Here is a 24147-nt window from a genome sequence, read left to right as displayed (position 1 = left end):
GGTTCAGAGGCCGCAGCCCAGCATTGCCAGCGGATGCCGGTTCATGTCCTTGTACAGCAGGTATTTGCTCCACTCGCGGCCCAGCGCGCCGTACCACTGCGGGCAGTGCGCGCCCATCCAGATCACGTCGCCCTTCGTGACCGGGTAGTACGTCTGCTGGAGCTTGTACAGGCCCTCGCCTTCCAGCATCAGCAGGCCGTGTTCCATGTAATGCACCTCGGTGTACGGCAGGCTGGCCCCTGGCGCGAAGCTCATGGTGCTGACCATGAAGTCGAAGGCTGGTTCGTCGGGCAGCAGCTTGCGGGCGATCAGGTGGTCGTCGCCCTCGAAGGCGTAGCCGGGATTCTCGCGCTCGTTGCCCCAGGACACGCCGGGCGCCTTGACGCCGTCCACCGCCTCGTAGGGCTTCTCGAACACGGAAACGCGGGCGTCGGTGCTGGCGGTCAGGGTGTGCGTCACGCCTGCCGGAACGTACACGTAGTCGTATTCCTTCAGCGTGCGCTTCTCGCCGTCCACATCAGCCTCCACCTCACCGCTTTGCACGAAGGCGAAGCGCTGGTAGCCGTGCGCGGACTCTTTGGCGCTGGCCCCGGCGGGCATCTCCGCCGTGAACTGCACGAAGCGGGCGCGGGTACCGATGACGGGCGCGATGTGCAGCACGATCTGGCTGCCCGGCCACTCGGCCAGGGCGGTACGGACGAAGGTTTCGGGGGTGATGACGGCGTGGGCGTTTTCCAGCGCGCTGCGCGTGGCTCCGAGGTGTTTCATGTGGCTCCTTTGAATGGGGGGCAAGTCTTGAAAAGAGGGGGCACTGCGTTACGCCCCAGGCCGCAGCAACCGCCCCCGCACGCCGTCGTCAAACTTGCCGTCCGCATAGACCACTCGCCCCCGCGACAGCGTGTGTGTGACGCGGCCCCGGTAATCCTGGCCGCCGAAGGGGTTCTGCCTCCAGCGGTCATGCAGTTCGGTCAGGGTGAAGGTTTCGTCCAGGCGCACCAGGGCCAGATCGGCGTCGGCCCCCACGTCCAGGCGGCCCTTGTTCGGCAGGCCAAAGCGGCGGGCGGGGTTCAGGGCGCTCAGGGCGGCGACGGCTTCCAGCGGCAGCTTGCGCTGGCCGTACCCGTCGGTCAGCAGCACGTTCAGCGTACTCTGCGCCCCGCTGATGCCGCCCCACAGCGCGAAAAAGTCGTCGCTGGTCTTCATGTCCGGTGGTGCGGGCGAGTGATCCGAACCCACGATGTCGATGTGTCCGGCCAGCAATTCCTGCCACAAGTTGTCCTGCACGTCCCGTGAACGCAGCGGCGGCGCGCATTTCAGGGCCGCGCCCACGCGCTCCACGTCCTCGTCGGTGAAGTGGAGGTAATGGGGGCAGGTTTCGATGGTCACGTCCACGCCGCGCGTTTTGGCCTCGAAGGCCAGCGCCACCGCCCGCCCGCTGCTCATGTGGACGAGGTGCAGCGCTGCCCCGGTTTCCTCGGCGAACAGCAGGGCGCGGGTCACGGCTTCCAGTTCGGCCAGCACCGGGCGGCTGTCCAGGTAATCGCGCACGCCCTTGTGGCCTCCCGCCCGCACCTGTTCGGTCAGGCCGCGCGTCAGCTCGTTGCTCTCGGCGTGGGTGCCAACAAGCAGGCCGTGTTTCCTGGCCGTCCGCATCCCCTCCAGCAGCGTCAGGTCATCCGCCGCCGGAAATTCCTCCAGCCCGCTGTGGCTCATGAAGGCTTTGAAGGCGATCACCCCGGCCTCGGCCAGTTCGTCCAGACGATCCAGATTGAGGGGGGTCAGCCCGCCCCACAGCCCGAAATCCACCAGCGACTTCTGCTCGCCTATTTCGCGCTTGGCCTCAAACTCGGCGCGGCCCAGCACCGGGGGCGAGGAGTTGAGGGGCATGTCCAGAAAGGCCGTACCGCCACCTGCCGCCAACGCCCGTGAACCGGTCTCGAAGCCTTCCCAGTGGGTGCGGCCCGGCTCGTTGAAGTGAACGTGCGCGTCCACCACGCCGGGGAAGACGTGCAGGCCGGAGGCGTTCAACTCCTTGCCGCCTGCCGTGATCTCTTCCGAGACTTCCGCGATCTGGCCGGCGCTGATGCCCAGGTCTGCGCGGCGCTCTCCCTTCGGCGTGACCAGGGTGCCACCGCGAATGATCAGATCAAAGGTCATGCGTTCTCTTCCGCCAGCAGGTGCAGGAAGCGCACGCTCAGGCGCAGGGCGTCGGCCACGTCCTCCACCAGCACCAGCTCGTCGGGGTGGTGGCTAAGCGCGTTGGGCGAGCGCACGAACAGCATGGCCGAGGGCATGTGCGCGGCCATGATCATGGCGTCGTGGCCCGCGCCGCTGACCAGTTCGGGGTGGGGCAGCCCTTCGGCCTCGGCAGCGCGGTGCAGCAGCGCCTTGAAAGAGTCGGACATCGGCGTGGCCCGCTCCTCCAGCTTGGGCGTGATGGTCACGGTGACGCCGCGTTCCTGGGAAACGGACTGGGCGGTGTCCAGCAGGTGTTGTAACGCTTTCAGCCTGACTTCATCCTTCGCGTGGCGGATGTCCAGGGTGCAGTGGGCCTCGCCGGGGATCACGTTCATGGCACCGGGGAGCGCCCCCATCACACCCACGGTGGCGACAAGGCCGGGGGTGGCGCGGGCCACGTCCTCGGCGGCCACGGCGAAGCGGGCGGCGGCGGCCAGCGCGTCGCGGCGCAGGTTCATGGGGGTGGTTCCGGCGTGCGATGCCTGCCCCACAAAATTCAGGATGAAGCGGTTCTGGCCCGCGATGCCCTCCACCACGCCCAGCGACGCGCCCGCGTCCTGCAACACCGGCCCCTGCTCGGCGTGAATCTCGAAGTAACCCAGCGCCCGGCCCTTGTAGCGCGCCTCGCCGATGTCCTCCACGTTCAGGCCGTACTCGGTGATGGCGTCGCGCACGCTCTGGCCCGCCGCGTCGCACAGTTCCAGCATGTCGTCCACGGTGCCCACCAGCGCCCGACTGCCGATAAACGGCACGCCGTAGCGCACACCCTCCTCCTCCGAGAAGCCCACCACTTCCACCGCGTAGGGCAGCGTCTGCCCCCGCACCGCCTCCAGCATGGCGTAGCCCATCACCACGCCCAGAATCCCGTCGTACGCGCCCGCGTTCGGCACGGTGTCGAGGTGGGAACCGAGGTACAGCGTCGGCGCGTCGGGCGTCGGCCCGGCCAGGTGCGAGCGCAGGTTTCCGGCGGCGTCTTCATGGGTGGTCATGCCCAGCTCGTCGGCCCAGCGCGTCAGGTACTCATGCACCTGGCGCGTGGTGGGGCAGAGGAAGGGACGGTTGGTTTCGCCCTCCACTTCCGTGTAGCAGGCCAGCGCGGCGCAGGCGTCCATGATTTTCTGGCTCAGCGCCTGGACGGTTTCAGAGGTCAGGGCAAGGCGGGATTCAGCGGTCATACGGTGGCCTCCTGGGGCTGGAGCGGCTGTTGATTCAAGAGTTGGGCAGCGCGGGGAAAGTATTCGGGGCAGACGGGGGCGAGGACGAGGTGATCGAGGAGACGGGCCTGCGGGGTGTTGTCGGCGGCCAGGGCGCGGCGTTCGGAGAGGTAGCGGTCAGCCGTGAACGTGTCGCCGCCTTCCAACTCTGCCCTGCACCCCACCCACTGCCACAACTGCGCGCGGGCCAGTTCGGCGGTGGCCGTATCTTCAATCCTGCCGCCCCGAACCACCACGCCGCGCCCGTCGTACCATGCCTCGAACACCGCCAGCGCGAGGCCGATGCTGTCCTGCACGACGTTCAGGGGCAGAGGGCGAGGGGCGGGCAAGGCCAGCAGGCGCTCGTGCGTGCGCTCGGCGGTCTCGGCGGGCAGCGGCTGCGACGCTTCGCCCTCGAACGCGCCCCGCACGGCGTCCAGCAGCAGCGGCAGTCCGGCCCAGGCGGCCACGAAGCCCTGCGCGGCTTCCCGCTGTTTGTCGGCGCGCACGGCGTCCAGCGCGGGCTGCGGGTTGGCCGCGTCCGGCGCGACGGCGGCGCTGCCCCCGATGGCCTGCGCCCCGCGCGTCTGGCAGACGCGTACCAGCGCCTCGGCGTAGGCGCGCATGGCGTCCACGTCCATCGTCAGGTCATGGCGCGGCGGCATGGCCCCCCGGCCTGTGCCCACCCGCTTGGTCAGGCTGAACACGTAGTCCCAGCGCCCGGCGTTCAGCCCGAAGGCCCGCCCGCGCAGCGCGTGCAGCAGCGCGTCGGCGTGCAGGCACGCGGCGTAGGTCTCGATCTGCACGCAGACCTTGATGGCGTTTTTCTCCAGGCCCAGATGGTCTTCGGCCAGCGCCAGCGCGTCCTCCCACAGCCCCGCCTCCTCCACCGTTTCCAGCTTGGGAATGTAGAGGTGCATGGGCTGTTCGGGCCGCGCGGCCAGAATCACCCCCAGATCACACAGGGCGGCGATGGCGAGGCCACCGAAATCTAAGTTTTCCTCCACCGCGTACAGCGCGCGGGGCCGGGCCAGGATGGTCTTGTCGCTGCTCGCCGCCGTTTCCACCGCCGCGTAAGCCGTTGCCACATTGGCGCGCGTGGGCGCAAAGGTGTCGTCGAAATCCAGCACCAGCGCGTCCGCGTCCGAGTTCAGCGCCGCCCTGAGCGCGTCGGTGTCGGAGGCTTCCACGATCAGCTCCACCCGGCGGCCCCTGAGGTTGTCGGGCAGCGCGGCGGCCTGATAGTCCGGGGGCGTGGCGGGCGCGGGCTGGGTCGCGTCGTCCAGCACCTCCCAGCGCGGTCTGAGCTGGCGGTGCAATTCAGCCACCAGCGTCTGCGCGTCGGGCCTGAGTTGAAGTGGGGATGGACTCATGGTGAACCTCCAGAAGTTACTTAGCCATCTATCTATCGGTGTGCAAAAAGAGGCGTCCACACCGACATGGACGCCTTCAGGCTGTGAATTATGGCGTCCAGCCCAGCCGCGCCGAGATGGCCCGCGAGGCCGCGTTCATGCGCTCGTAGAACGCCGGCACCTGCGACTTGTCGAAGCGGGAAGTCGGCGCGGACACGCTGAGCGAGGCCACCACCTGTCGGGTGTGGTCGCGCAGCGGCGTCGCCATGCAGCGCACGCCGATCTCGCGTTCCTCGTCGTCCAGCGCGTAGCCCTGTGTCCGCACGTTCTGAAGTTCTTTCAGGTAGGCGCCCAGCGTCGTGATCGAGTTGGGCGTGAAGGCCGGGTAGGGCGGCTCGCCCAGACGCCCGGCCACCTCGTCGTCGCTGTGCCACGCCAGCAGCACCTTGCCCACGCCCGAACAGTTCAGCGGCGTGCCCGCGCCCAGTTGCGCGAACATCCGCACCAGCTGACGGCCCTCCACCTGATGGATGTACACCGCCTCGCCCCCGCGCAGCACGGCCAGGTTGGCGGTCTCGCCCAGATCGTCGACCAGCGCCTGCATCTCGGTCTGGGCCGCGCCCATCAGGGTGTTGCGCCCGGCGAAGGCCGCGCCCACCTGGTAGGCCCGCACCCCCACGCTGAACAGCCCGCTGCGCTCCTCCCACTCCACGAAGCCGCTCTGGCGCAGCGTTTCCAGCAGGCGATAGGTGGTGCTGGCCGACAGGCCTGCCGCCTTGGCCACCTGCGTCAGCGACGCCTGACCCAGTTCGGCCAGCGAGGTCAGCACGGTCAGGCCGCGTTCCAGCGTGCGGACGCTGCCCGCCTCGCCGGTGCGGGCGCGGCCCGTCTTCTGGCGGGTGTTGGGGGGAGAGGTGTCGGTCATGGCGTCAGGCCAGCTGCTCGTAGCCGGGCAGCGTCAGGAAGTCGGCCAGCGGCGTGCGGGTGGCCATGTCCTTGAAGAGCTTGGTGGCGTCCGCATAGTCGCCGCCCAGTTTGCCGGCCTCGTCGGCGTACAACTCATCGAACAGTTCATGGGACAGGGTGCGCCCGTCTTCCAGCGTCACGCCCTGCTTGCGCCACTGCCACAGCTGCGCGCGGCTGATCTCGGCGGTGGCGGCGTCTTCCATCAGGTTGTGGATGGGCACCGCGCCGCTGCCGCGCAGCCACGCCGCGAGGTACTGGATGCCCACGTTGATGTTGGTGCGCACGCCGGCCTCGGTGACGGTGCCCTCCGGCGGGGTCAGCAGGTCAGCGGCCTTGATCTTCAGATCCATCTGCTTGCCGCTGTCGATCTGGTTGGGCGTGGGCATCAGGCGGTCGAAGACCTCGGTGGCGAGCTGAACCATGCCGGGGTGCGCCACCCAGGTGCCGTCGTGGCCGTTGCCAGCCTCACGTTCCTTGTCGGCGCGCACCTGCGCGAAGGCCTTCTCGTTGGCTTCCGGGTCGTTCTTGACCGGAATAAACGCGCTCATGCCGCCAATCGACGGGGCGCCGCGCTTGTGGCAGGTCTGGATCGCCAGTTTGCTGTAGTTGCTCATCATCGGCACGGCCATGCTGACCTTGGAGCGGTCCGGCAGCACCCGGTCACCCTGCTCGCGGAACTTCTTGATGTAGGAAAAGATGTAGTCCCAGCGCCCGCAGTTCAGGCCCGCCGAGTGCTCGCGCAACTCGTACAGGATCTCGTCCATCTCGAAGGTCGCCAGGATGGTCTCGATCAGCACCGTGCCCTTGATACTGCCGTGCGGGATGCCCAGCGTTTCCTCGGCGAAGTTGAACACGTCGTTCCACAGCCGGGCTTCCAGGTGCGACTCCAGCTTGGGCAGGTAAAAGTACGGGCCGCTGCCGCGCTTCAGGAGTTCGGCGGCGTTGTGGAAGGCGTACAGCCCGAAGTCGAAGAACGCGCCGAACAGCGTTTCATTGTCCACCGTCACGTGCTTTTCGGGCAGGTGCCAGCCGCGCGGGCGGGCCAGCAGCACCGCCGTCTTGTCGTTGAGCTGGTAGGACTTGCCGCTTTGCTCCAGCGTGATCGTCCGGCGCACCGCGTCGCGCAGGTTCCGCTGGCCGTCCACCATGTTGTCCCAGGTGGGGCTGCTGGCGTCCTCGAAGTCGGCCATGAACACCCGCGCGCCGCTGTTCAGGGCGTTGATGATCATCTTGCGGTCCACGGGGCCGGTGATCTCTACCCGGCGGTCCTGCAAGTCGGCGGGCAGCGGCGCGATCTTCCAGTCTCCCTCGCGGATTTCACGGGTCTCGGGCAGGAAGTCCGGCAGTTCCCCGGCGTCCAGGCGCGCCTGACGGTCGGCGCGTGCCCCCATCAGCTCGCGGCGGCGCGGCTCGAAGCGGCGGTGCAGCTCGGTCACGAAGGCCAGCGCCTCCGGGGTCAGGATTTCCCGCTGCTGCTCGCTGACGGGGGCGTGAATCTGCAAACCTTCGGAGGGCGCGGCCTTGCTGGTGGGGGTGTCGCTCATGGGGTGCTCCTTGGCGGGAAAAAGGGTGGGAAGTGACCTGGCCTGCGGGGCCTGAACCGTCTGGACTGGGAACCCTTGGCACTGCACGCTCTGGACCGCACTCAACTTCCGTGCAATGAACTTGATTTTCATTGTACGCAAACTAATGGCAAATGTGAACACCCTGTCTGCGGCGCAGGGACAGGTCCTGTCTAAACGGCGCTGCGGGTGGGCCACTCATCCGTTCCGCACCGTTGCGTGGCTGAGGGCGCCGCAAAGGCGGAGCGGTCTGTGACGCAGCAGATTCTGGTCTGCTGGCATGAACCGCCCGGACCCATGCCTTTCCATCCCGGACGGTAGGTAAGGACCAGGAAGTCGTGCCGTGTCCACAGATTAAATTTTGTAAAGACCATCCCAAGAGTAGGACAAGTGCAGCTGAGCGCTTCAGCCATCACTGACCCGCCGTTCATCCATACACTCTGGTATGGAGGCAACATGACCCGACTCAAAGGCAATCGCGGTGGGAGCGGTGGCGGCACGTGGTTGCTGATCCTCCTGATCCTGATCGTCATTTTCCTGCTGGCGTATTTCCTGTACCTGAAACCGCAGGGCATCCTCAATCTGGGCTTTATCTGAAGGTCCTGGTTGCCTCTTCTTCTTCGTTTTCAACCTCTTCCTGGAGCGTAATCCATGATTAAAGGCAAAGACATTCTGGGACGGCACATCGTTGCCATCGACTCGGGCCAGCGCATCGACAGCGTGCACGATCTGATTTTCGATCATCAGGCCAACGAGGTGCTGGGCCTGCTGGTGGACGAGGGCGGCTGGTTTCGCGCCGCCAAAGTCGTGCCCTTCGAGATGATCCGTTCGATCGGCGAGGACGCCATCATGATCGACTCGGCGGAGCACGTGACCACCACCCGTGACGATGACCGGCTGGCCGACGTGCTGGACAGCAAGATCAGCCTGATCGGCATGACCCTGCTGACCACCGAGGGACAGGACCTGGGCAAGATCGCCGACGTGTATTTCGACGAGAAGACCGGCCGGGTGGAGGGTTACGAGGCCACCGGCGGCGTGTTCTCTGACCTGAGCAACGGGCGCACCTTCGTGCCTGCGCCGGAAAACGTGCAGATCGGGGAGCACGCGGCCATCGTGCCGGTGTCGGTGGCGAGCGCCATGCAGGAGCAGGAACCGGGCGGCCTGCGGGGGGCTTTCGGCAGTGCGGGCGACTCGATCCGGGGCGCCTACGAGAACATCGCCGACGCCACCCGTGAGCGCCAGAAGGAGTACGCCATCGGCAAGACGGCGGGCGGCGACGTGACGCTGGACGACGGGACCGTGATCGTGGCCAAGGGCGAGACCATCACCGCCGAGCAGGCCGAACGGGCCGAGCAGCACGGCCGGCTGGGGGCGCTCGCCACCACCGCGACGGGTGGGGCGATCTCGGACGCCTACGGCAACATTGCCGACGCGTCCAGGGAGCGCCAGAAAGAATACGTGATCGGCAAAGCGGCGGGCAGTGACCTGCACGCCGAGGACGGTTCCACCATCGTGACCAAGGGCCAGATCATCACCGCCGAGCAGGCCGAACGGGCCGAGCGGGACGGCAAGCTGGGGGCGCTGGCGACCAACGCCACCGGCGGCGTGATCGTGGCGACCTACGGCGACGCCCGCGACCGGGTGCAGGGCGGCTTCGAAGACATGCGCGACGCCACGGCCGAGCGCCAGAAAGCCTACGTGGTGGGGAAGACCGCCAGCCAGGACGTGACCACCGACGCGGGCGAGACCATCGTGTACCAGGGCGGCGTGATCACCGAATATCAGGCCGAGCGCGCCGAGCAGACCGGCAAGCTGGGCGCCCTGACGGCTGCAGCACTCTCGGGTGGCCTGCAGAACAGGAGTACAGAAGCGGCCGTGGACCCCAGCAGCCCCGAGGCCGCCATCGGCCGCCGTGCCAAGACGGAAGTTCGCAGCCCCGGCGGCAGCCTGGTGGCCGCGCAGGGCCAGATCGTGACGGCGGCCATCGTGGAACGTGCCCGGCACCTGGGCGTCGAGGACCGGTTGCTGGCGGCCACCGGCGTTCGTCCGGTCCAGACCGCCCAGTCCGGCGGCACCGACACCCGCGCCGCATTGGCTGACGGGCTGGAGAACGTGTCCAGCGGGGCCAGCAACCTGTGGGACCGTGCCAAAGGCTGGATCGGCGAGCGCCGCGAGGACGCCGAAACGGCCCTGGACGAGCGGCAGCAGGCCCTGCACGAGCAGCGCATCAAGGACGCCCTGGGCCGCCCGGTCAACCGCGTGATCCTGGCCCCCGACGACAGCATCATCCTGAACCTGGGCGAGATCGTGACCCACAAGGCCGTGGAACTGGCCACCCAAGGTGACGTGCTGGACATCCTGCTGGACAGCGTCAGCACGGAAACGCCGGACATCAACCCGCTGGACAGCCGTCCCGACGAGCACGGGAAGGGGGCGCTGGACAGCCAGCCGGAGTTGGGCGAACACACCACGCCCGCCACTGGGCTGTCCACCGATCCCAAAACGCACGGCTGAGCTGACCCTTCCCCTTCTCCTGCTTTCCAGCGCCGCCCCGTCCCTGTGACGGGGCGGCGTTTTCTGTCGGATCGGCCGCTTGTCAACTTTGCGAGTCTTCTCCTGCTGCGTCGGCGTGACCGGGCCTATGCTGGCGGGCATGGTTGAGACGCTGATCGGCAACACGCCGCTGGTGCAATTGCAACGGGTCACAGAACCCGGCATGGCAGACGTGTTCGTGAAACTGGAGGGCCAGAACCCCGGCGGCAGCATCAAGGACCGCACCGCGCTGGGCCTGATCGAGGACGCCGAGCGCAGCGGCCGCCTGAAGCCCGGCGGCACGATTGTGGAACCCACCAGCGGCAACACCGGGGTGGGGCTGGCGCAGGTGGCGGCGGCCAAGGGCTACAAACTGATCCTGTGCATGCCCGCCCAGATGTCCGAGGAACGCAAGCGCACGCTGAAAGCCTACGGCGCGGAACTGGTGCTGACCGATCCCGCGCGCCGCATGCTGGCCGCCATCGAGGAAGCCGGGCGCATCGCCGAGGAGACCGGGGCGGTGGTGATGGGTCAGTTCACCAATCCGGCCAATCCCGCCGTCCACGAGCGCACCACCGGCCCGGAACTGTGGCAGCAGATGGGCGGACGCATCGACACCTTCGTGTACGGCAGCGGCACGGGCGGCACCATCAGCGGGGTGGGGCGTTACCTCAAGTCCCAGAACCCCGAGATTCAGGTGATTGCCGTGGAACCGGCGCGCAGCAACGTCCTGAGCGGCGGCGAACGCGGCGAGCACGGCTTTCAGGGCATGGGACCGGGCTTCATTCCCGACAACCTGGACCGGGGCATCATTGACCGCGTGATCACGGTCTGGGAGGAAGACGCCTACCCCCTGGCCCGTCGGCTGGCTGGAGAAGAGGGCGTTTTCGTGGGCATGAGCAGCGGGGCCAATGCCTGGGCGTCCTTACAGGTGGCCCGCGAGCTGGGCGAGGGCAAACGCGTTGCCACGATTGCCTGCGACACCGGGGCGCGGTACCTGACCACGGCGCTGTTCAGTGACCAGACCGGGACGCCGCCGGGCTATAAACCGTATTCACGCGAACGGCTCTGAACTGGGGCGGCTGTCGCACACCAGCTCACGGCCCGATTACCCAACCATAGTTCCGCTGGCTGCCTGTCCACGTTCTTGGTGTTGGCCGGGGGACCCAGGCCCGAGGTATTCGGCACCTTTGTCGTGCTAGCCACAGCCATACGCGCCATCGCCGATGACGCGCCCCTGCCGGGCGTGGCCTCTGCTCCCCTTCTGGTACGGCCCGCTAACATGGCCGCATGACCTTCCCACAACGGCTGGTCCTCGCGGGCGGCTCCGGTTTTCTGGGACGGGCGGTGGCGCGGCATTTCTCGGCGCTGGGCTGGGACGTGGTGACGGTGTCGCGCTCTCCCGCCGCCTTGCCGATGCCGGGGCGCTGGGTGCGCTGGGACGGGTTGCGGCAGGGTGAGTGGAGCCGTGAGGTGGACGGGGCCGCCGCCGTGCTGAATCTGGCCGGCCGCACCGTGAATTGCCGCTACACCGCGCAGAACATGCTGGACATCTACACCTCGCGCCTGGACACCACGCGGGCGCTGGGGACGGCGATCCAGACTGCTCAGACTCCGCCGCCCGTGTGGCTGAACAGCAGCACCGGCACCCTCTACCGGGATGCCCAGACCCCGCAGACCGAGGCGGCGGGCGAGATCGGGCACGGTTTCAGCGTGGACGTGGGCCGGCGCTGGGAGGCAGCCCTGATGGAGGAAGACCTGCCGCACACCCGCCGCGTGGCCCTGCGAACCGCGATGGTCTACGGCCTCGGCGCAGACGGCGTGATGGCCACCACCGACTCGCTGATGCGCCTGGGTCTGGGCGGGCCGATGGCAGGAGGGGGGCAGTACGTGTCCTGGATTCACGAGCGCGATTTTTGCCGCGTCATTGAATTCCTGATTGGCGCTGGGCTGGAAGGCCCCGTCAATGTCTGCGCCCCGGAGCCGCTGCCCAACCGCGATTTCCTGCGCGCCTACCGCCACGCCTGGGCCATGCCGCTGGGCCTTCCATCCACCGCCGGGTTGATTCGTCTGGGGGCTGCTGTGATGAACTCCGAGGCTGAACTGCTGCTCAAGAGCCGCTCTACCGTGCCGGAGCGTCTGCTTCGGGCGGGCTTTGAATTCGAGTTTCCAGCCTGGCCGGAAGCGATCACCACGCTGGTGAAAGAGGTTCGGGAGGTGGGCCATGCGCCCCGCTAGAGTCGCCGTGATGCTGGCCGGGGTCGCGGCGCTGGCCGCACTCTCGGCCTGTTCGGACGTGCGCTATCTGGCGCAGGCGGCGGGCGGGCAGCTGGACTTGCTTCGGCGGGCGCGGCCCATCGCGGACGTGCTGGCCGATCCCGCCACCGGCGCGCAGGTGCGCCGCAAGCTGGAGCTGGTGGGCCGGGTGCGCGCCTTCGCTACCGGCGAACTGGGCCTGCCCGATCACGGCTCCTTCCTGGAATACGTGGATGTGGGCCGCCCCGCCGTGGTCTGGAACGTGTTTTCCGCGCCGCCCGACAGCGTCCACCTGCGAACCTCCTGCTTTCCCATCGCGGGCTGTGTGACGTACCGGGGCTACTTCCACGAGGCCGATGCGCGGGCCTACGCCGACACGCGCCGCGCGGCCGGGGACGACGTGAGCGTGGGCGGCGTCAGCGCCTACAGCACGCTGGGCTACCTGAAAGACCCGGTGCTGTCCACCATGCTGAACTCAGGGGATGCAGGGTTGATCCGCACCGTGATTCACGAACTGGCGCACCCGGCGCTGTACGTCAAGGACGACACCATCTTCAACGAGTCCTTCGCCACGGCCATCGAGGAGGCGGGCATGCGGCGCTGGCTCAAAAAATACGGCACGCCCGAATTGGCCCAGGCGGATCGGCTGGCCCAGGAACGGGCGGCAGGCTTCGAGAAACTGCTGCTCCAGACGCGCGGGGAGCTGGAAGCGCTGTATGCCCGCAACCTGCCGGCCGCCGAGGTTCAGATCCGCAAGGCGCAGGTCATCCAGACCCTGAATGACCGCTACGCCGCCCTCAAGGCGAGCTGGGGCGGCTACGCGGGTTACGACGGCTGGTTTGCGCGCGGGGCCAACAACGCCTCGCTGGGTGCGGTGGCCGCCTACGCGACGCTGGTGCCGGATTTCCTGGCCCTGCTGGAGCGCCACGGGGGGGATCTTCCCACCTTCATCAAGGCGGCAGCCGAATGCGCGGGGCGGCCCAGTGCCGAGCGGCAGTCTTGCCTGAAGGGCAGGTAGGAGAAGCCTTGGCGCCAGCCCCTGGAGTTCCACACCGCCTGAAGAAAACCTAGCGGCTCCCGTGTGCCGCCGCCCCCCGTCTGAGAGAATGCCCGCATATGTGGACTCTGGTTCTCAACAGCGGCAGCAGCAGCCTCAAATTCGCCGTGATTGACCCGGCCTCCGGCGAAACGCGGCTCTCCGGGCTGGCCGAGCGGCTGGGCGCCGAAGCGGCGTCCATGCGGATCGACTCCGGCGGCGCGCGGCAGACCCACTCCCTGAACGGCGGCAGCTACGCCGAGGCCATGCGGCTGGTGCTGGCCGAACTGGACGCGCTGGGCATGCGTCAGGACGTGCGGGCGGTGGGCCACCGCGTCGTGCATGGCGGCAGCCGCTTCAGCGCCCCGGCCCCCATCACCCCCGAGGTGCTGGAGGCCATCCGCGAATGCGTGGCCCTCGCGCCGCTGCACAACCCGGCCAACATCGCCGGGATCGAGGCGGCCATGACCGCCTTTCCGGGGCTGCCGCAGGTGGCCGTGTTCGACACCGCCTTTCACCAGACCCTGCCCGAAGTCGCGTACCGCTACGCCGTGCCGGAAGCGTGGTACACGCAGCACGGCGTCCGGCGCTACGGCTTCCACGGCATCAGCCACTCGTTCGTGGCGGGCGAGGCCGCGCGAATGCTGGGCCGCCCGCTGGCCGAGCTAAACCTGATCACCGCCCATCTAGGCAACGGCAGTAGCGTGACGGCGGTGGCGGGCGGGCGCAGCGTGGACAGCAGCATGGGCCTGACCCCGCTGGAGGGGCTGGTCATGGGCACCCGCAGCGGCAACGTGGACCCTGGCCTGCACGACTATCTGGCGCGCGTTTCTGGCCTGACCCTGACCCAGATCACGGCGGCCCTGAACCGCGAGAGTGGGCTGCTGGCCCTGTCGGGCCTGACCAACGATATGCGCGAGCTGGAGGAAGCGGCGGCGCGTGGGCATGACGGCGCGCGGCTGGCCGTGGAGATTTTCGTCTACCGGCTGGCGCAGGGCATCGCCGCGATGGCCGTGGCCCTGGGCCGGGTGGACGGGCTGGTCTTGACCGGCGGCATCGGCGAGAACAGCGCCACGGTGCGCGCGGCGACGCTGGCCCGCCTGCCCTTCCTGGGTTTCAGGCTGGACGAGGCTGCCAATGCCGCAGCCGTGCGCGGTCAGGGCGGCCCCATCAGCACCCCGGACAGCCTTCCCGCCCTGGTGGTGAACACCAACGAGGAATGGATGATCGCCCGCGAGACGGCGGAAGTCCTGAAGCTTGGGGGGCAGGACGCGGTGAGCGGGACGCGGTAGAGACCCAGCCTGCTCCTGCCTGTCTCCCGCACGTCTCTTGTCCTGACTGCGCCCCGCATCCCGCCAACCGCGCACCCCTCCGAAGGAGGCCCCCCATGAAAACCCTCTTCATCGCCCCCACCCGCAACGCCGTGGGCCTGTCCAGCACGGCGCTGGGCCTGGCCCGCGCGCTGGAACGGCAGGGCCTGAAAGTCGCGTTCCTCAAGCCGATTGCCCAGACGCACGAACTGGACACCGACGACAGCGTGCATTTTGCCCGCGCGCTGGCGCACCTGAAAACCCCCGATCCGATTCCGCTGTCCAGGGCCGAAGACCAGCTCAGCCACGGCGCGGAAGAGGAACTGATGGAAAGCGTGGTGACCCTGGCCCGCGCGGCCACCGACGGCGGTGGCGCGGACGTGCTGATTGCCGAGGGACTGGCCCTGACCGAGCGCAATGTGTACGCGGGGGCGCTGAACGCCTCGCTGGCCCGCAACCTGGAGGCCAGCACCGTGCTGGTGTCCAGTCTGGCGGGCGTGACGGCAGGGACGCTGGCCGACGAACTGGAAATTGCCGCGCAGAACTACCGCCGCAGCGACGGCACCGGCCTGTCGGGCTACGTGCTGAACTTCGCCCCGCGCGAGCTGGATTTCGGCGGCCTAATGGCCGAATTGCGCGCGCGCAGTCCGCTGCTCGCCAGCGGGGAACTGCCGCTGCTGGGTGTGGTGGCCCAGTCCCCGGCGCTGGCCGCCCCGCGCATGCTGGACGTGGCCCGTTACCTGAACGCCGAGGTGCTGCATGAGGGCGAGGCTAAACTGCGGCGCGTGACCAGCACGGTGGTCACCGCCCGCACTGTGCCACGCATGGCCCATCTGTTCGTGCCCGGCGCGCTGGTGGTCACCCCCGGAGACCGTGAGGACGTGATCATGGCCGCCGCCCTGTCGCACCTCAGCGGCGTGCCGCTGGCGGGGCTGATGTACACCTCGGGCAGCGCGCCGGAAGACAGCATAGAAAAGCTGTGCCGGGCGTCCCTGACCTCGACGCTGCCGATCCTGCGCGTGCAGACCAATTCCTTCCACACCGCCTCGATGCTGTCGCGCATGGACGCCCGCGTGCCGCACGACGACACCGAGCGCATGGAGCGCACGCTGGACTTCATTGCCGATCGGCTGGATCTGGCCGCGCTGCGCACCCGCATCCGCACGCCGGACGTGGTGGGCGAGCGCCGGCTGCCCCCCAGCGCCTTCCGTTACGAGCTGATCCAGCGCGCCCGCGCCGCCAACAAACGCATCGTGCTGCCCGAGGGCGACGAGCCGCGCACCATTCGCGCCGCCATCCGCTGCGTCGAGAAGGGCATCGCCCGCCCGGTGCTGCTGGCCCCGCCCGAGCGGGTGCGGCAGGTGGCCGACGGGCTGGCCCTGGCGCTGCCGCCTGAACTGGAAATCATCGATCCCCACAGCATCCGCGCCCAGTACGTGGCCCCGATGGTGGAACTGCGGAGGAGCAAGGGCCTGACCGCCCCGCAGGCCGAGGCGCAGCTGGAAGACGCCGTGGTGCTGGGCACCATGATGCTCTCTCTTGGCGAGGTGGACGGGCTGGTCTCCGGCGCGGTGCACACCACCGCCAACACCGTGCGGCCCGCCATGCAGCTGATCAAGACCGCCCCCGGCGCGGCGCTGATCAGTTCCATCTTCTTCATGCTGATGCCCGAGCAGGTGCTGGTGTACGGCGACGCGGCCATCAACCCCAACCCGGGCGCCGAGGAACTGGCCGACATCGCCATCCAGAGTGCCGACAGCGCGCTGGCCTTCGGCATCACGCCGCGCGTGGCGATGCTGTCCTACAGCACCGGCGAGAGCGGCAGCGGCGAGGACGTGGAAAAGGTGCGCGTCGCCACCAGACTGGTGCAGGAACGCCGCCCCGATCTGATGGTGGACGGCCCGATGCAGTACGACGCCGCCAGCGTGCTGAGCGTGGGCCGCCAGAAGGCTCCCGACAGCCTGGTGGCGGGCCGCGCCACGGTGTTTATCTTCCCCGATCTGAACACCGGCAACACCACCTACAAGGCGGTGCAGCGCGCGGCGGGCGTGGTGGCCGTGGGGCCGATGCTCCAGGGCCTGCGCAAACCGGTCAATGACCTGTCACGCGGCGCGCTGGTGGATGACATCGTGTACACCATTGCCCTGACTGCGATTCAGGCGGCGCAGGGGGAAGCGGCGCGGGCAGAAGGGGCCTGAGTCTGAGTGCCGCGCAGCTTCGTCGCCTCTGACTTCAGAGTTGCAGCTGACTCTCGTGGATGGCGCCGTGCAGCAGCGCGCGGATGCCGGGGCCATCCTCGTGACCGGCCGCCTCGCTCAGGCGGGTCAGCAACTGCGCGAGCTGATCGGTGGGGACCTGTTGCAGCCGGGCCGAGAAGATCTCGCTGTGCAGGGTGGGAATCACGTCCTCGCCGCTGGTGAGCAATTCCTCGTACAGCTTCTCGCCGGGACGCACGCCGCTGTACACGATCTCGATGTCCTGCGCCCCCGACAGGCGGATCACGTCCCTGGCCAGATCGGCGATCTTGACTGGCTCACCCATGTCCAGCAGGTACACGCTGCCGTTGCTGGCCAGGCCGCCCGCCTGCAACACCAGCCGACTGGCCTCCGGAATGGTCATGAAGTAGCGGGTCATGTCCGGGTGGGTGATGGTGAGCGGGCCACCCAGGCGAATCTGCGCCATGAAGGTAGGCACCACGCTGCCCCGGCTGCCCAACACGTTGCCGAAGCGCACCGAGACGAAGGCCTGGCCCGGCGCGGCCCTTAAGGCGGCGTCGGCGATGACCATCTCGGCGACGCGTTTGCTGGCCCCCATCACCGAGGTGGGGTTGACCGCCTTGTCGGTGGAGACGTTCACCAGCCGCGCGACGCCGTACTTCAGGCACAGCTCGGCCACGTTGCGGGTGCCCAGGATGTTGTTGTGGACCGCCTCGCTGGGGGCGGCCTCCATCAGCGGGACGTGCTTGTGGGCGGCGGCATGAAAGACCACGCCGGGCCGGTACGTCTCGAAGATGAATTCCAGCCGCGCCGGCTGGCGCACGTCGGCGATCAGGGCATGAAGCTGGATGCCGGGCCATTCGCGGCGCATCTCCTGCTCGATGGCGAAGATGCTGTTCTCGCCGCGGCCCACCAGCACCAGCCGGGCGGGGTTAAAGCGCGCCAGCTGCCGCACCAGCTCCGAGCCGATCGAGCCGCCGGCCCCCGTGACCAGCACGGTCTGGCCGGTGAGGTAGTCGGAGATGTTGCCCTGATCCACCTCCACCGGATCCCGCCGCAGCAGGTCTTCCACGCTGACCTTGCGCAACTGCTCGGTGGTGACCTGTCCACCCATCAATTCGTACAGACCGGGGATGGTGCGGGTCTGCAGCCCCGCCGCCCGCGCCGCGTTCACGTACTCCCGGATCACCTGTCCGCCGGCGGTGGGCATGGCGATCACCAGCAGGGTGGCCCCGGTTTCCTGCGCGGCATCCTGCAGATGCGACAGCGGTCCCAGCACCGGCAGGCCCACCAGCATCATGCCCGTCTTGTCGGCCGAGTCGTCGATGAAGCCCACCGGTTCCATGCCCTTCTCTGGCGAGCGCCGCAGTTCGGCAGCCATCAGGCGGCCCGCGTCCCCGGCCCCGGCGATCAGCACCCGGTCCGGGGCCTGCGCGTGCGTGGACAGGCGGCGGCGGCGGCGGCCCAGGCGCCAGCGCACCAGCAAGCGCAGCCCCGAGAGCATCGCCAGGGCCAGCACGCCCTCGAGCAGTGGAATGGACCACGGCACGAACAGCCACAGCCGCAGCACTGGCGTCAGCAGCAGCAGGACCAGCGTGACCACGCCGGTGGTGTACGCCAGCTGGCTCAGATCCTCGAAGGTCACGTAGCGCCAGATATGCCGTGAGACCCTGAAGTGCCGCAGCGCCAGCCACTTGATCGGCAGCCCGATCACTGCGTACAGCAGCACCGAGCTGATCGGCACCGACGCTTCTACAACACCCAGCGGTTCGGCCAGGCGCAGCACGTACGCCAGAATGGCCGCGAGCGTGAAGGCCAACAGGTCGAGGAGGAATTTGCCCGTGGCGACGTTCATCATTGTGTTCCGTTCATGGTCATTTCCCCGGCACCGGATCGCCCACACTGCCCGTGATCCCAGTGGTGCGGCGTCCCCGAAAGATAGACGCCAACGCCTATCCTCAGAAAACCCGCCCTCGCAGGCCCAATCTAGCAGAATGTCTTCAGACTCCACCGTTTCTCTTGCATCGCGTTGGTCAGTTGTTGCCCCTGCTTGTCCTGTACTGTTCTGGATCATCGTTTCCCGCTGAGGCCTCGAAAAGAGGCTGCCCGTCCCGTGAACAGCGGACCGTCCTTTCTTAGTCTAGAAGCAGGGGCATGATTTCGCTGTGTAACACTTAACCCCTGCCACGAGGACAGGGGTTAAGTGCGTGCTGGGCGTGGTGCACTCGACTGGAGTCGAACCAGTGGCCTGCCCCTTAGGAGGGGGCCGCTCTATCCAGCTGAGCTACGAGTGCGGGAAGGGTCAAGGTAAAGACCGTCGGCCTGACCCCCAGGTGCGGGTGAGACCGCCAGGAGTATAGCAAAGGAGCGGTCGGCGGCCAGCCGTCATAGACAGCGTCTGAGAGAAAAATGTAAGCCGGCCTTTCCTACACTGCCCTCTGAGGTTCCTTGATGACCAACGCTGTGTACACCATGACCGTTCATGCTTTGTCAGGCGTCGTCTCGGCCAGGGCGGCCGAGACCATGCTGCAAACGCTGCTGCGTGAGCAGCGCCTGATGCCCGAGACGGTGACGGCCCAGGACATGCAGCGCATCCTGTCCGGGCCGCTGCTGACCCGGCTCTCGATGGTGTTGCCGGAAACGCGCGCCCGTCAGGAACTGCTGGCCCTGACCCGCCAACTGGCGGCGGAATACCCCAAGGCCCCCACCCTGATGACCCAGATGGCGCCGTTTGCCGCCTGGGACGACGGTGTGGACGCCAGCGGCCTGTCGCTGGACCACCTGAGCCTGGGGGCCGACGACTTTGAATTCGACGATCCTGAGTATGTCTCGGTGGGTCTGGGCCGCGCCTATGACCTGAGCGGCGCGGCGGGGCAAGAGGAACTGCTGCGCGAGCTGGCCCGTTTTTCGGGGGTGCAGGGGGTGATGGTCTGCCGCGCCAGCGGCGAGGTGCTGCAAAGCCGCTCGATCGCCGGGGCCAGCGGCCTGGGCGGGGTGGTGGCCGCCACGGCGCTGCTGCTGGGCGGGCGCACGCTGCGGCTGATGTCGGCGGATCTGGGCGGACGGACCGTGTGCATGCGGCCCCTCGGCGAGTACTGTGTGGCGGTGGTGGTGGGGGCTCAGGCCAACGTGGGCCGGATGCTGGTGGAATTACAGGGACTTCAGGTGGCCGCATGACACAGGGCAGGGCAGGACGTGGCTTCAGGGGAGCCGGCTTCACGGCGGCGCTGTTGACGGTGGGTTCGGCGGGCGCGCAGGATCTGGGCGCCTACCGGGCGCTGGCCGCCGATCTGGACGGGGCGGTGACGGTCAGGGACACCTCGGCGGCCCTGGCGCTGACCCGGCTGGATGCGGCGGCCTCGGATCTGGACAAGCTGGCCCCCAGCCTGAGCAACCGGCAACTGGTGGCCGGGCTGCGCGGGGGGCTGGACGGGGCCCGTGGGGCGCTGGCCCGCAGTCCCGCAGAGCTCGAAGCCCAGGTGCTGCTGGCCCGCGGACTGATGCGCAAGGCGCTGTACGACCAGACCCTGAGCCGGCTGGCCAGGGCGCCGGCCAACGGAACGGCGCAGCTTCAGCTGCTGGGCGACGAGTTCGGGCTGTCCGGGGCGGCGGCGCAGGCCCTGGGCGCCGACGGCGCGGCGGGACGCCTGCCCAGGGTGGCCTGGCGGCTGCAGCGTGAGGCGGCGCGCAAGATCTCAGTGGCCCTGACGGCGGCCCAGCCCACCCAGTCCCCGACCAGCTACCTGAACCTGGCGCGGGGCATGGCCTGGTTCACGGCGGTTCAGGACGCGTCGGTGGCCGGCGACCTGAGGGTCTCGCAGTTCGGCGACGCGCTGCGGCAACTGACGGAGGGCGACGTGGCCGCGCTGGGCGCGTCGCTGACTGCGCTGCGCCAGGGCAACCGGCAGTTCCTGGACGCGCTGGCCACACCGCCCAGTGGCGCGGCGGTCACGGCCCCTGCCGCGGGCACAGTGGCGGCCCGTCCGGACACGGCGCCGGAAGGGGCATCGTCCACTCCGGCACCCGTGGCGGTGGCCCCGGTCAGGCCCGCCCCTGCCACCAGCGCGCCGTCCCGTCCGGTGACGGCCACCGGCGAGGTCTACGCCGCGCTGGGGCGGGCGCTGTCGGCCGCCGGCCACGGGGACCCCGTGCAGGCGCGTGGGCAGCTGGGACAGGCCACCACCGCGCTGGCCGCCGCCCCGGCCTCGTTGCGCGGCGCGCAGGGCTACGACACGCTGGTGTTCGATCTGGGCGCGGCCCAGGCCCGCACGGCGCTGCGCCCCGCCGACGTGCAGGCCCTGATCGCCACCCTGACCGGGCTGGAGCAGCGGGCCGCCGGACAGCCGGTCAGTGCGCTCGACGGCGTGTCGGCCGGGGTGGCGCGTGGTTTCGGGGGCTGGCTGCGGGTGCTGGTGTTCGCGCTGCTGGCGCTGCTGGCCTTTGTGCCGCTGTACCTGCTGAATCTGGCCTTTGGTGGACGCAACACCTTCTGGCGCGCGATTGCCGCCGGGCTGGCGCTGCTGCTGCTGCCGGCCTTCCTGGAAGGGCTGTTCGGCTTGCTGGGCGCGCTCGGGGACCTGACGGGCCTCGGGGCGCTGGCGGCGGCGAGCAACCTCACGCTGACCCAGAACGCCTACGGTCTGCCGCTGTGGGCCCTGACGGTGGCAGCGGCCATTGCCCTGAGCACCTTCGGTTTCCGGGGACTGTGCCAGCAGTTCGGCCTGCTGGGCCGCCGCAGCGCGCCGGCACCGGAAGCCGCCGCCGCCCAGAGCCTGGACTGGGACGAGGACCTGTGACGGCCCGGCGGCAGCGGCAATCGGCCCCACCTGAGCGGCGCGCCGGACGGCAGCCATGACGGCGGGCCTGCACCAGCTGCCGGTCAAGATGCTGGGCGACCTGATCTCACCCCGCGCATTGGAGCGGATCTTGCAGGACGCCGCCACGTCGCGCGGCACCACGCCGGGCGGGATGGACTCGCAGACGCTGGAGGACATCCTCAAGCGCGAGGTCTTCAAGCGGCTGCAGCTGAGTGTTCCTGCACCGCTGGCCAAGCGCCGGGTGTCCGAGGTGCTGGCCGAACTGTCGCGAACCACCCAGGAGCGGGCGCCGCTCAACGACGCCGCGCTTGATGAGCTGGAGGAACACGCGCGCCGCTTCGCGCTGTACTTCGACTGGCCCGAGACCCAGCGCCTGCGCGGCCTGCTGGGCGTGGCCCGCCAGGAGCAGGAGGCGGGCCGCGACATCGCCCCCCTGGTGCAGGAGGGCCGTGACCTGACCGCGCAGATGGACCGCCGCCTGCAGGAAGGGCTGGTGGTGCAGGCCCAGGACCTGGCCGAACTGCGCGCCATCTTCACGCGGGTCCAGGGCCTGGGCAGCCGCGAGGTGCGCCGCCTGGACACCCTGATCGCGCAGATCGACGAGGCGCAGACGCAAGGCACCCTGGTGCCCGGCGAGGTGGACCGCGCCCGTACCCTGACCTACACCCTGCGCAAACTGCTGGAGTCCTCGGTGGTGCAGGGCCTGGGCGGCGGCGACAGCGCCGAGAGTGCCCTGGCCCAGGCCCGCGTGCTGGAGCTGGAGCGCGAGCACGCCCTGCAGGCCCTGAACGCCGCCGAGCAGGAATTTGCCGCGCTGCTGCTGGTGCGGCCCGAGCTGCGGGCTCAGTTTGAGACCCTGCGGGGCAATGGCGCGCAGCCGCCGCCCACGGCGCAGGCGCTGGAGGGCTGGTGCGAGACCCTACGTACCGTACTGGCCGAGGTCCTGAGCGAGCAGCGTGACGAACTGTCGGCGCTGGAGCGTGACCTGTCGGGCCACCCGGCCGGGGCGGGGGTGCGGGTGTCGCTGGACGCGGCCCGCCACCTGCTGGACCGCGGCAGCCTGGCCAGCGACGAGCTGCGCGCCCTGGGAACGGCGCGCGGCGCGTTGCAGGCCAGTCCCGACGGCGCGGGCCTCAGCGGCGAGGCGGGGCTGAACGCGGGCCGCGAGCTGCTGGAGATCGAGCGCACCGCCCGCGATCTGCCGGGCGCAGCTGCCGAACTGGCCCCGCTGATCGCCGAAGCCCAGGCGGCACTGTCTCACGGACAGGAGGCGAATCTGGACCCGCTGTGGGCGGTACTGGAACGCCACATGGGCGCCGCGGCCCAGGAGCGCGAGAGTTTCGATGACCGCGCCGACCGGATCGTGGCCGAATACGACGCGGTGCGTGGGCTAGCCGGTGAAACCACCCAGCGTCTGGGCCGCCTGGCCGACACGCTGCGCGCCCAGCGCCGCCTGGGGCCGATGAGTGCCGCGGCCCGCAGCCGCTACGCCCAGACCCTGGACGACGCCGAGACCCTGCTGGCCGAGGCCCAGGCCGAGTACCGCGCGGCCCAGGAGGTCACGGCCACCTTCGGCGACGACGCCCTGAGCGGCCTGCTGGGTGTTTTCGAGTTGGGCGCGCTGGGCCAGGAGCCTTCCGTGCCTGCCGATCCCACTGCGGCCGAGGTCTGGACCCTGCAGGGCTGCATGCTGCTCAGCGGTCCCCGGGACGAGATCACGGTGCCGCTGACCAACCTGATCACGCTGGCCGAGGACATGGGCGTCACCGACCTGACCATGGACAGTGCCGGCCACCGCTGGGCCGCGCAGCGCGACGCCGAGGGCTTGTGGCAGGTGACCCGGACGCGGCGCTAGCATCGGCGGTGATGCCTGCCCTTCCACCAGAAGCCGGCCCGCTCGAACCCGGTCAGTCCCGACTGTTGCGCGGTCCCGACGAACAGCGGCGCTTCGGCGCGGCCCTCGCCGCCGCGCTGCCGCCCGCCGCCGTCCTCTTTCTGGAGGGCGAACTGGGCGCCGGCAAAACCACGCTGACCGCTGGGCTGGTCGGCGCGCTGGGCTTCACGGAGTCGGTGACCAGTCCCACCTACGCCCTGATCCACGCCTACCCCACCCCGGCCGGCCGCGCCCTGCACGTGGACGCCTACCGCGTGCGCGACGTGCAGGAACTGTACGAACTGGACCTCGAAGACCTGATCGCGGGCAGCCGCCTGAGCGTCATTGAGTGGGGTGAGCGCCTGTACGCCGACTACCCCGGTGCGCCGATCCTGCGGCTGGAGCATCTGGCCGGCGAGGAGGACGTGCGGCGGGTCACACGGCTGCGCTGAGGAACCTACATCACGTCGGTTTGCGCCCCCGCCTCCCAGGCCGTGATGGTCAGATCGGTGACCCCCATGCCGTGAACGGCGGCCACGGCCTCGCCCACGCCAGGTTGCGCCAGATGGGTTTGCATGGCCTCCAGGCTGTCCCACTGCTCGCTGATAACGAAGTGGCCCGGCGTTTCCAGATTCTCGGACACCAGATACAGCCTGCAGCCCGCTTCCTGGCGGGTGGCCTGCGCGATCTGGCGCAGCAGGGCGCGGATGGCGTCGGCGTGCGCTGCGGGGGCGGTCAGGGTGCCGTGGGACAGGATCATGGGGTGCTCCTTGGGCGGTGGTCCGCTACGCGA

Annotated in this window: 19 protein-coding genes and 1 tRNA gene; 11 read left to right on the top strand and 9 right to left on the bottom strand. The window is 69.1% G+C overall.

Annotated features, from left to right (window positions below):
- Positions 1–3: 3 nt before the first annotated feature.
- The 6 genes from allE to aceB form a co-directional block, all read right to left on the bottom strand.
- Complete coding sequence (allE, locus tag FHR04_RS08825) at positions 4–768, bottom strand: (S)-ureidoglycine aminohydrolase (RefSeq protein ID WP_139402552.1); 765 nt, start codon at positions 766–768, stop codon at positions 4–6.
- A gap of 48 nt (positions 769–816) precedes the next feature.
- Positions 817–2157 carry an allantoinase gene (locus FHR04_RS08820; RefSeq protein ID WP_139402550.1) on the bottom strand — a complete coding sequence of 447 codons (1341 nt, stop codon included), beginning with the start codon at positions 2155–2157 and terminating at the stop codon, positions 817–819.
- Positions 2154–3413 carry an allantoate amidohydrolase gene (locus FHR04_RS08815; RefSeq protein ID WP_139402548.1) on the bottom strand — a complete coding sequence of 420 codons (1260 nt, stop codon included), beginning with the start codon at positions 3411–3413 and terminating at the stop codon, positions 2154–2156. The genes FHR04_RS08820 and FHR04_RS08815 overlap by 4 nt, the downstream gene beginning before the upstream one ends.
- The gene (locus tag FHR04_RS08810; protein ID WP_139402546.1) at positions 3410–4804 is read right to left on the bottom strand and encodes an aldolase/citrate lyase/malate synthase family protein; all 1395 of its coding nucleotides are present in this window, start codon (positions 4802–4804) and stop codon (positions 3410–3412) included. Before FHR04_RS08810 ends, FHR04_RS08815 begins: the two co-directional genes overlap by 4 nt.
- 88 nt (positions 4805–4892) lie before the next feature.
- Complete coding sequence (locus tag FHR04_RS08805) at positions 4893–5708, bottom strand: IclR family transcriptional regulator (protein ID WP_139402544.1); 816 nt, start codon at positions 5706–5708, stop codon at positions 4893–4895.
- 4 nt (positions 5709–5712) lie between these two features.
- Positions 5713–7293 (bottom strand): malate synthase A, encoded by a 1581-nt coding sequence (aceB, locus tag FHR04_RS08800; protein WP_139402542.1) that lies wholly within the window; start codon positions 7291–7293, stop codon positions 5713–5715.
- Positions 7294–7767: 474 nt separating this feature from the next.
- Between aceB and FHR04_RS20960 the strand changes: the two genes are divergently transcribed.
- The 7 genes from FHR04_RS20960 (at position 7768) to pta (ending at position 16646) form a co-directional block, all read left to right on the top strand.
- Positions 7768–7908: a hypothetical protein gene (locus FHR04_RS20960; RefSeq protein ID WP_170213905.1), complete on the top strand. Its 141-nt coding sequence runs from the start codon at positions 7768–7770 to the stop codon at positions 7906–7908.
- 54 nt (positions 7909–7962) lie between these two features.
- Positions 7963–9828: a PRC-barrel domain-containing protein gene (locus tag FHR04_RS08795; protein ID WP_139402540.1), complete on the top strand. Its 1866-nt coding sequence runs from the start codon at positions 7963–7965 to the stop codon at positions 9826–9828.
- A 139-nt stretch (positions 9829–9967) separates the two neighbouring features.
- Positions 9968–10918, top strand: a complete 951-nt coding sequence (gene cysK, locus FHR04_RS08790; RefSeq protein WP_139402538.1) for a cysteine synthase A — start codon at positions 9968–9970, stop codon at positions 10916–10918.
- Positions 10919–11136: 218 nt separating this feature from the next.
- Entirely contained in the window at positions 11137–12084 is a 948-nt protein-coding gene (locus FHR04_RS08785) for an epimerase (protein ID WP_139402536.1), read from the top strand.
- Positions 12071–13120: an aminopeptidase gene (locus tag FHR04_RS08780; protein ID WP_139402534.1), complete on the top strand. Its 1050-nt coding sequence runs from the start codon at positions 12071–12073 to the stop codon at positions 13118–13120. Before FHR04_RS08785 ends, FHR04_RS08780 begins: the two co-directional genes overlap by 14 nt.
- Before the next feature lie 98 nt (positions 13121–13218).
- A complete protein-coding gene (locus FHR04_RS08775) occupies positions 13219–14430 on the top strand; it encodes an acetate kinase (RefSeq protein WP_139402532.1) in 1212 nt (403 codons plus the stop codon).
- A 95-nt stretch (positions 14431–14525) separates the two neighbouring features.
- Positions 14526–16646: a phosphate acetyltransferase gene (pta, locus tag FHR04_RS08770; RefSeq protein WP_139402531.1), complete on the top strand. Its 2121-nt coding sequence runs from the start codon at positions 14526–14528 to the stop codon at positions 16644–16646.
- A 34-nt stretch (positions 16647–16680) separates the two neighbouring features.
- Here the strand turns inward: pta and FHR04_RS08765 are convergent, their stop codons facing one another.
- Positions 16681–18519, bottom strand: coding sequence for a polysaccharide biosynthesis protein (locus FHR04_RS08765; RefSeq protein WP_139402529.1), 1839 nt, complete (start codon positions 18517–18519; stop codon positions 16681–16683).
- 362 nt (positions 18520–18881) lie between these two features.
- Positions 18882–18958 (bottom strand) — tRNA-Arg (locus tag FHR04_RS08760).
- Positions 18959–19115: 157 nt separating this feature from the next.
- Between FHR04_RS08760 and FHR04_RS08755 the strand changes: the two genes are divergently transcribed.
- Genes FHR04_RS08755 through tsaE form a run of 4 tightly spaced genes read left to right on the top strand, consistent with a single transcriptional unit; the run spans position 19116 to position 23806 of the window.
- Positions 19116–19841, top strand: a complete 726-nt coding sequence (locus FHR04_RS08755) for a dynein regulation protein LC7 (RefSeq protein WP_039686062.1) — start codon at positions 19116–19118, stop codon at positions 19839–19841.
- Positions 19838–21460, top strand: a complete 1623-nt coding sequence (locus FHR04_RS08750; RefSeq protein WP_139402527.1) for a hypothetical protein — start codon at positions 19838–19840, stop codon at positions 21458–21460. The genes FHR04_RS08755 and FHR04_RS08750 overlap by 4 nt, the downstream gene beginning before the upstream one ends.
- A gap of 55 nt (positions 21461–21515) precedes the next feature.
- Positions 21516–23336 (top strand): coiled-coil domain-containing protein, encoded by a 1821-nt coding sequence (locus tag FHR04_RS08745; protein ID WP_139402525.1) that lies wholly within the window; start codon positions 21516–21518, stop codon positions 23334–23336.
- A gap of 11 nt (positions 23337–23347) precedes the next feature.
- The gene (gene tsaE, locus FHR04_RS08740; protein ID WP_139402523.1) at positions 23348–23806 is read left to right on the top strand and encodes a tRNA (adenosine(37)-N6)-threonylcarbamoyltransferase complex ATPase subunit type 1 TsaE; all 459 of its coding nucleotides are present in this window, start codon (positions 23348–23350) and stop codon (positions 23804–23806) included.
- A 5-nt stretch (positions 23807–23811) separates the two neighbouring features.
- Here tsaE and FHR04_RS08735 read toward each other — a convergent pair whose 3' ends face one another.
- Positions 23812–24114: a putative quinol monooxygenase gene (locus FHR04_RS08735; protein ID WP_139402521.1), complete on the bottom strand. Its 303-nt coding sequence runs from the start codon at positions 24112–24114 to the stop codon at positions 23812–23814.
- Between the last annotated feature and the right edge of the window lie 33 nt (positions 24115–24147).

This window comes from Deinococcus radiopugnans ATCC 19172, from assembly GCF_006335125.1.
GTDB lineage: Bacteria > Deinococcota > Deinococci > Deinococcales > Deinococcaceae > Deinococcus > Deinococcus radiopugnans.
Note: the sequence above shows the minus strand (reverse complement) of the source record. Positions and strands in the feature narration are given on the sequence as shown.

Coding starts and splice junctions, on each gene's coding strand:
- aceB (WP_139402542.1), bottom strand. CDS start 7,293: ATGAGCGACACCCCCACCAGCAAGGCCGCGCCCTCCGAAGGTTTGCAG.
- FHR04_RS08735 (WP_139402521.1), bottom strand. CDS start 24,114: ATGATCCTGTCCCACGGCACCCTGACCGCCCCCGCAGCGCACGCCGAC.
- allE (WP_139402552.1), bottom strand. CDS start 768: ATGAAACACCTCGGAGCCACGCGCAGCGCGCTGGAAAACGCCCACGCC.
- FHR04_RS08810 (WP_139402546.1), bottom strand. CDS start 4,804: ATGAGTCCATCCCCACTTCAACTCAGGCCCGACGCGCAGACGCTGGTG.
- FHR04_RS08745 (WP_139402525.1), top strand. CDS start 21,516: ATGACGGCGGGCCTGCACCAGCTGCCGGTCAAGATGCTGGGCGACCTG.
- FHR04_RS08775 (WP_139402532.1), top strand. CDS start 13,219: ATGTGGACTCTGGTTCTCAACAGCGGCAGCAGCAGCCTCAAATTCGCC.
- FHR04_RS08815 (WP_139402548.1), bottom strand. CDS start 3,413: ATGACCGCTGAATCCCGCCTTGCCCTGACCTCTGAAACCGTCCAGGCG.
- cysK (WP_139402538.1), top strand. CDS start 9,968: ATGGTTGAGACGCTGATCGGCAACACGCCGCTGGTGCAATTGCAACGG.
- FHR04_RS08820 (WP_139402550.1), bottom strand. CDS start 2,157: ATGACCTTTGATCTGATCATTCGCGGTGGCACCCTGGTCACGCCGAAG.
- FHR04_RS08765 (WP_139402529.1), bottom strand. CDS start 18,519: ATGAACGTCGCCACGGGCAAATTCCTCCTCGACCTGTTGGCCTTCACG.
- FHR04_RS08755 (WP_039686062.1), top strand. CDS start 19,116: ATGACCAACGCTGTGTACACCATGACCGTTCATGCTTTGTCAGGCGTC.
- FHR04_RS08785 (WP_139402536.1), top strand. CDS start 11,137: ATGACCTTCCCACAACGGCTGGTCCTCGCGGGCGGCTCCGGTTTTCTG.
- pta (WP_139402531.1), top strand. CDS start 14,526: ATGAAAACCCTCTTCATCGCCCCCACCCGCAACGCCGTGGGCCTGTCC.
- FHR04_RS08805 (WP_139402544.1), bottom strand. CDS start 5,708: ATGACCGACACCTCTCCCCCCAACACCCGCCAGAAGACGGGCCGCGCC.
- FHR04_RS08780 (WP_139402534.1), top strand. CDS start 12,071: ATGCGCCCCGCTAGAGTCGCCGTGATGCTGGCCGGGGTCGCGGCGCTG.
- FHR04_RS08750 (WP_139402527.1), top strand. CDS start 19,838: ATGACACAGGGCAGGGCAGGACGTGGCTTCAGGGGAGCCGGCTTCACG.
- tsaE (WP_139402523.1), top strand. CDS start 23,348: ATGCCTGCCCTTCCACCAGAAGCCGGCCCGCTCGAACCCGGTCAGTCC.
- FHR04_RS20960 (WP_170213905.1), top strand. CDS start 7,768: ATGACCCGACTCAAAGGCAATCGCGGTGGGAGCGGTGGCGGCACGTGG.
- FHR04_RS08795 (WP_139402540.1), top strand. CDS start 7,963: ATGATTAAAGGCAAAGACATTCTGGGACGGCACATCGTTGCCATCGAC.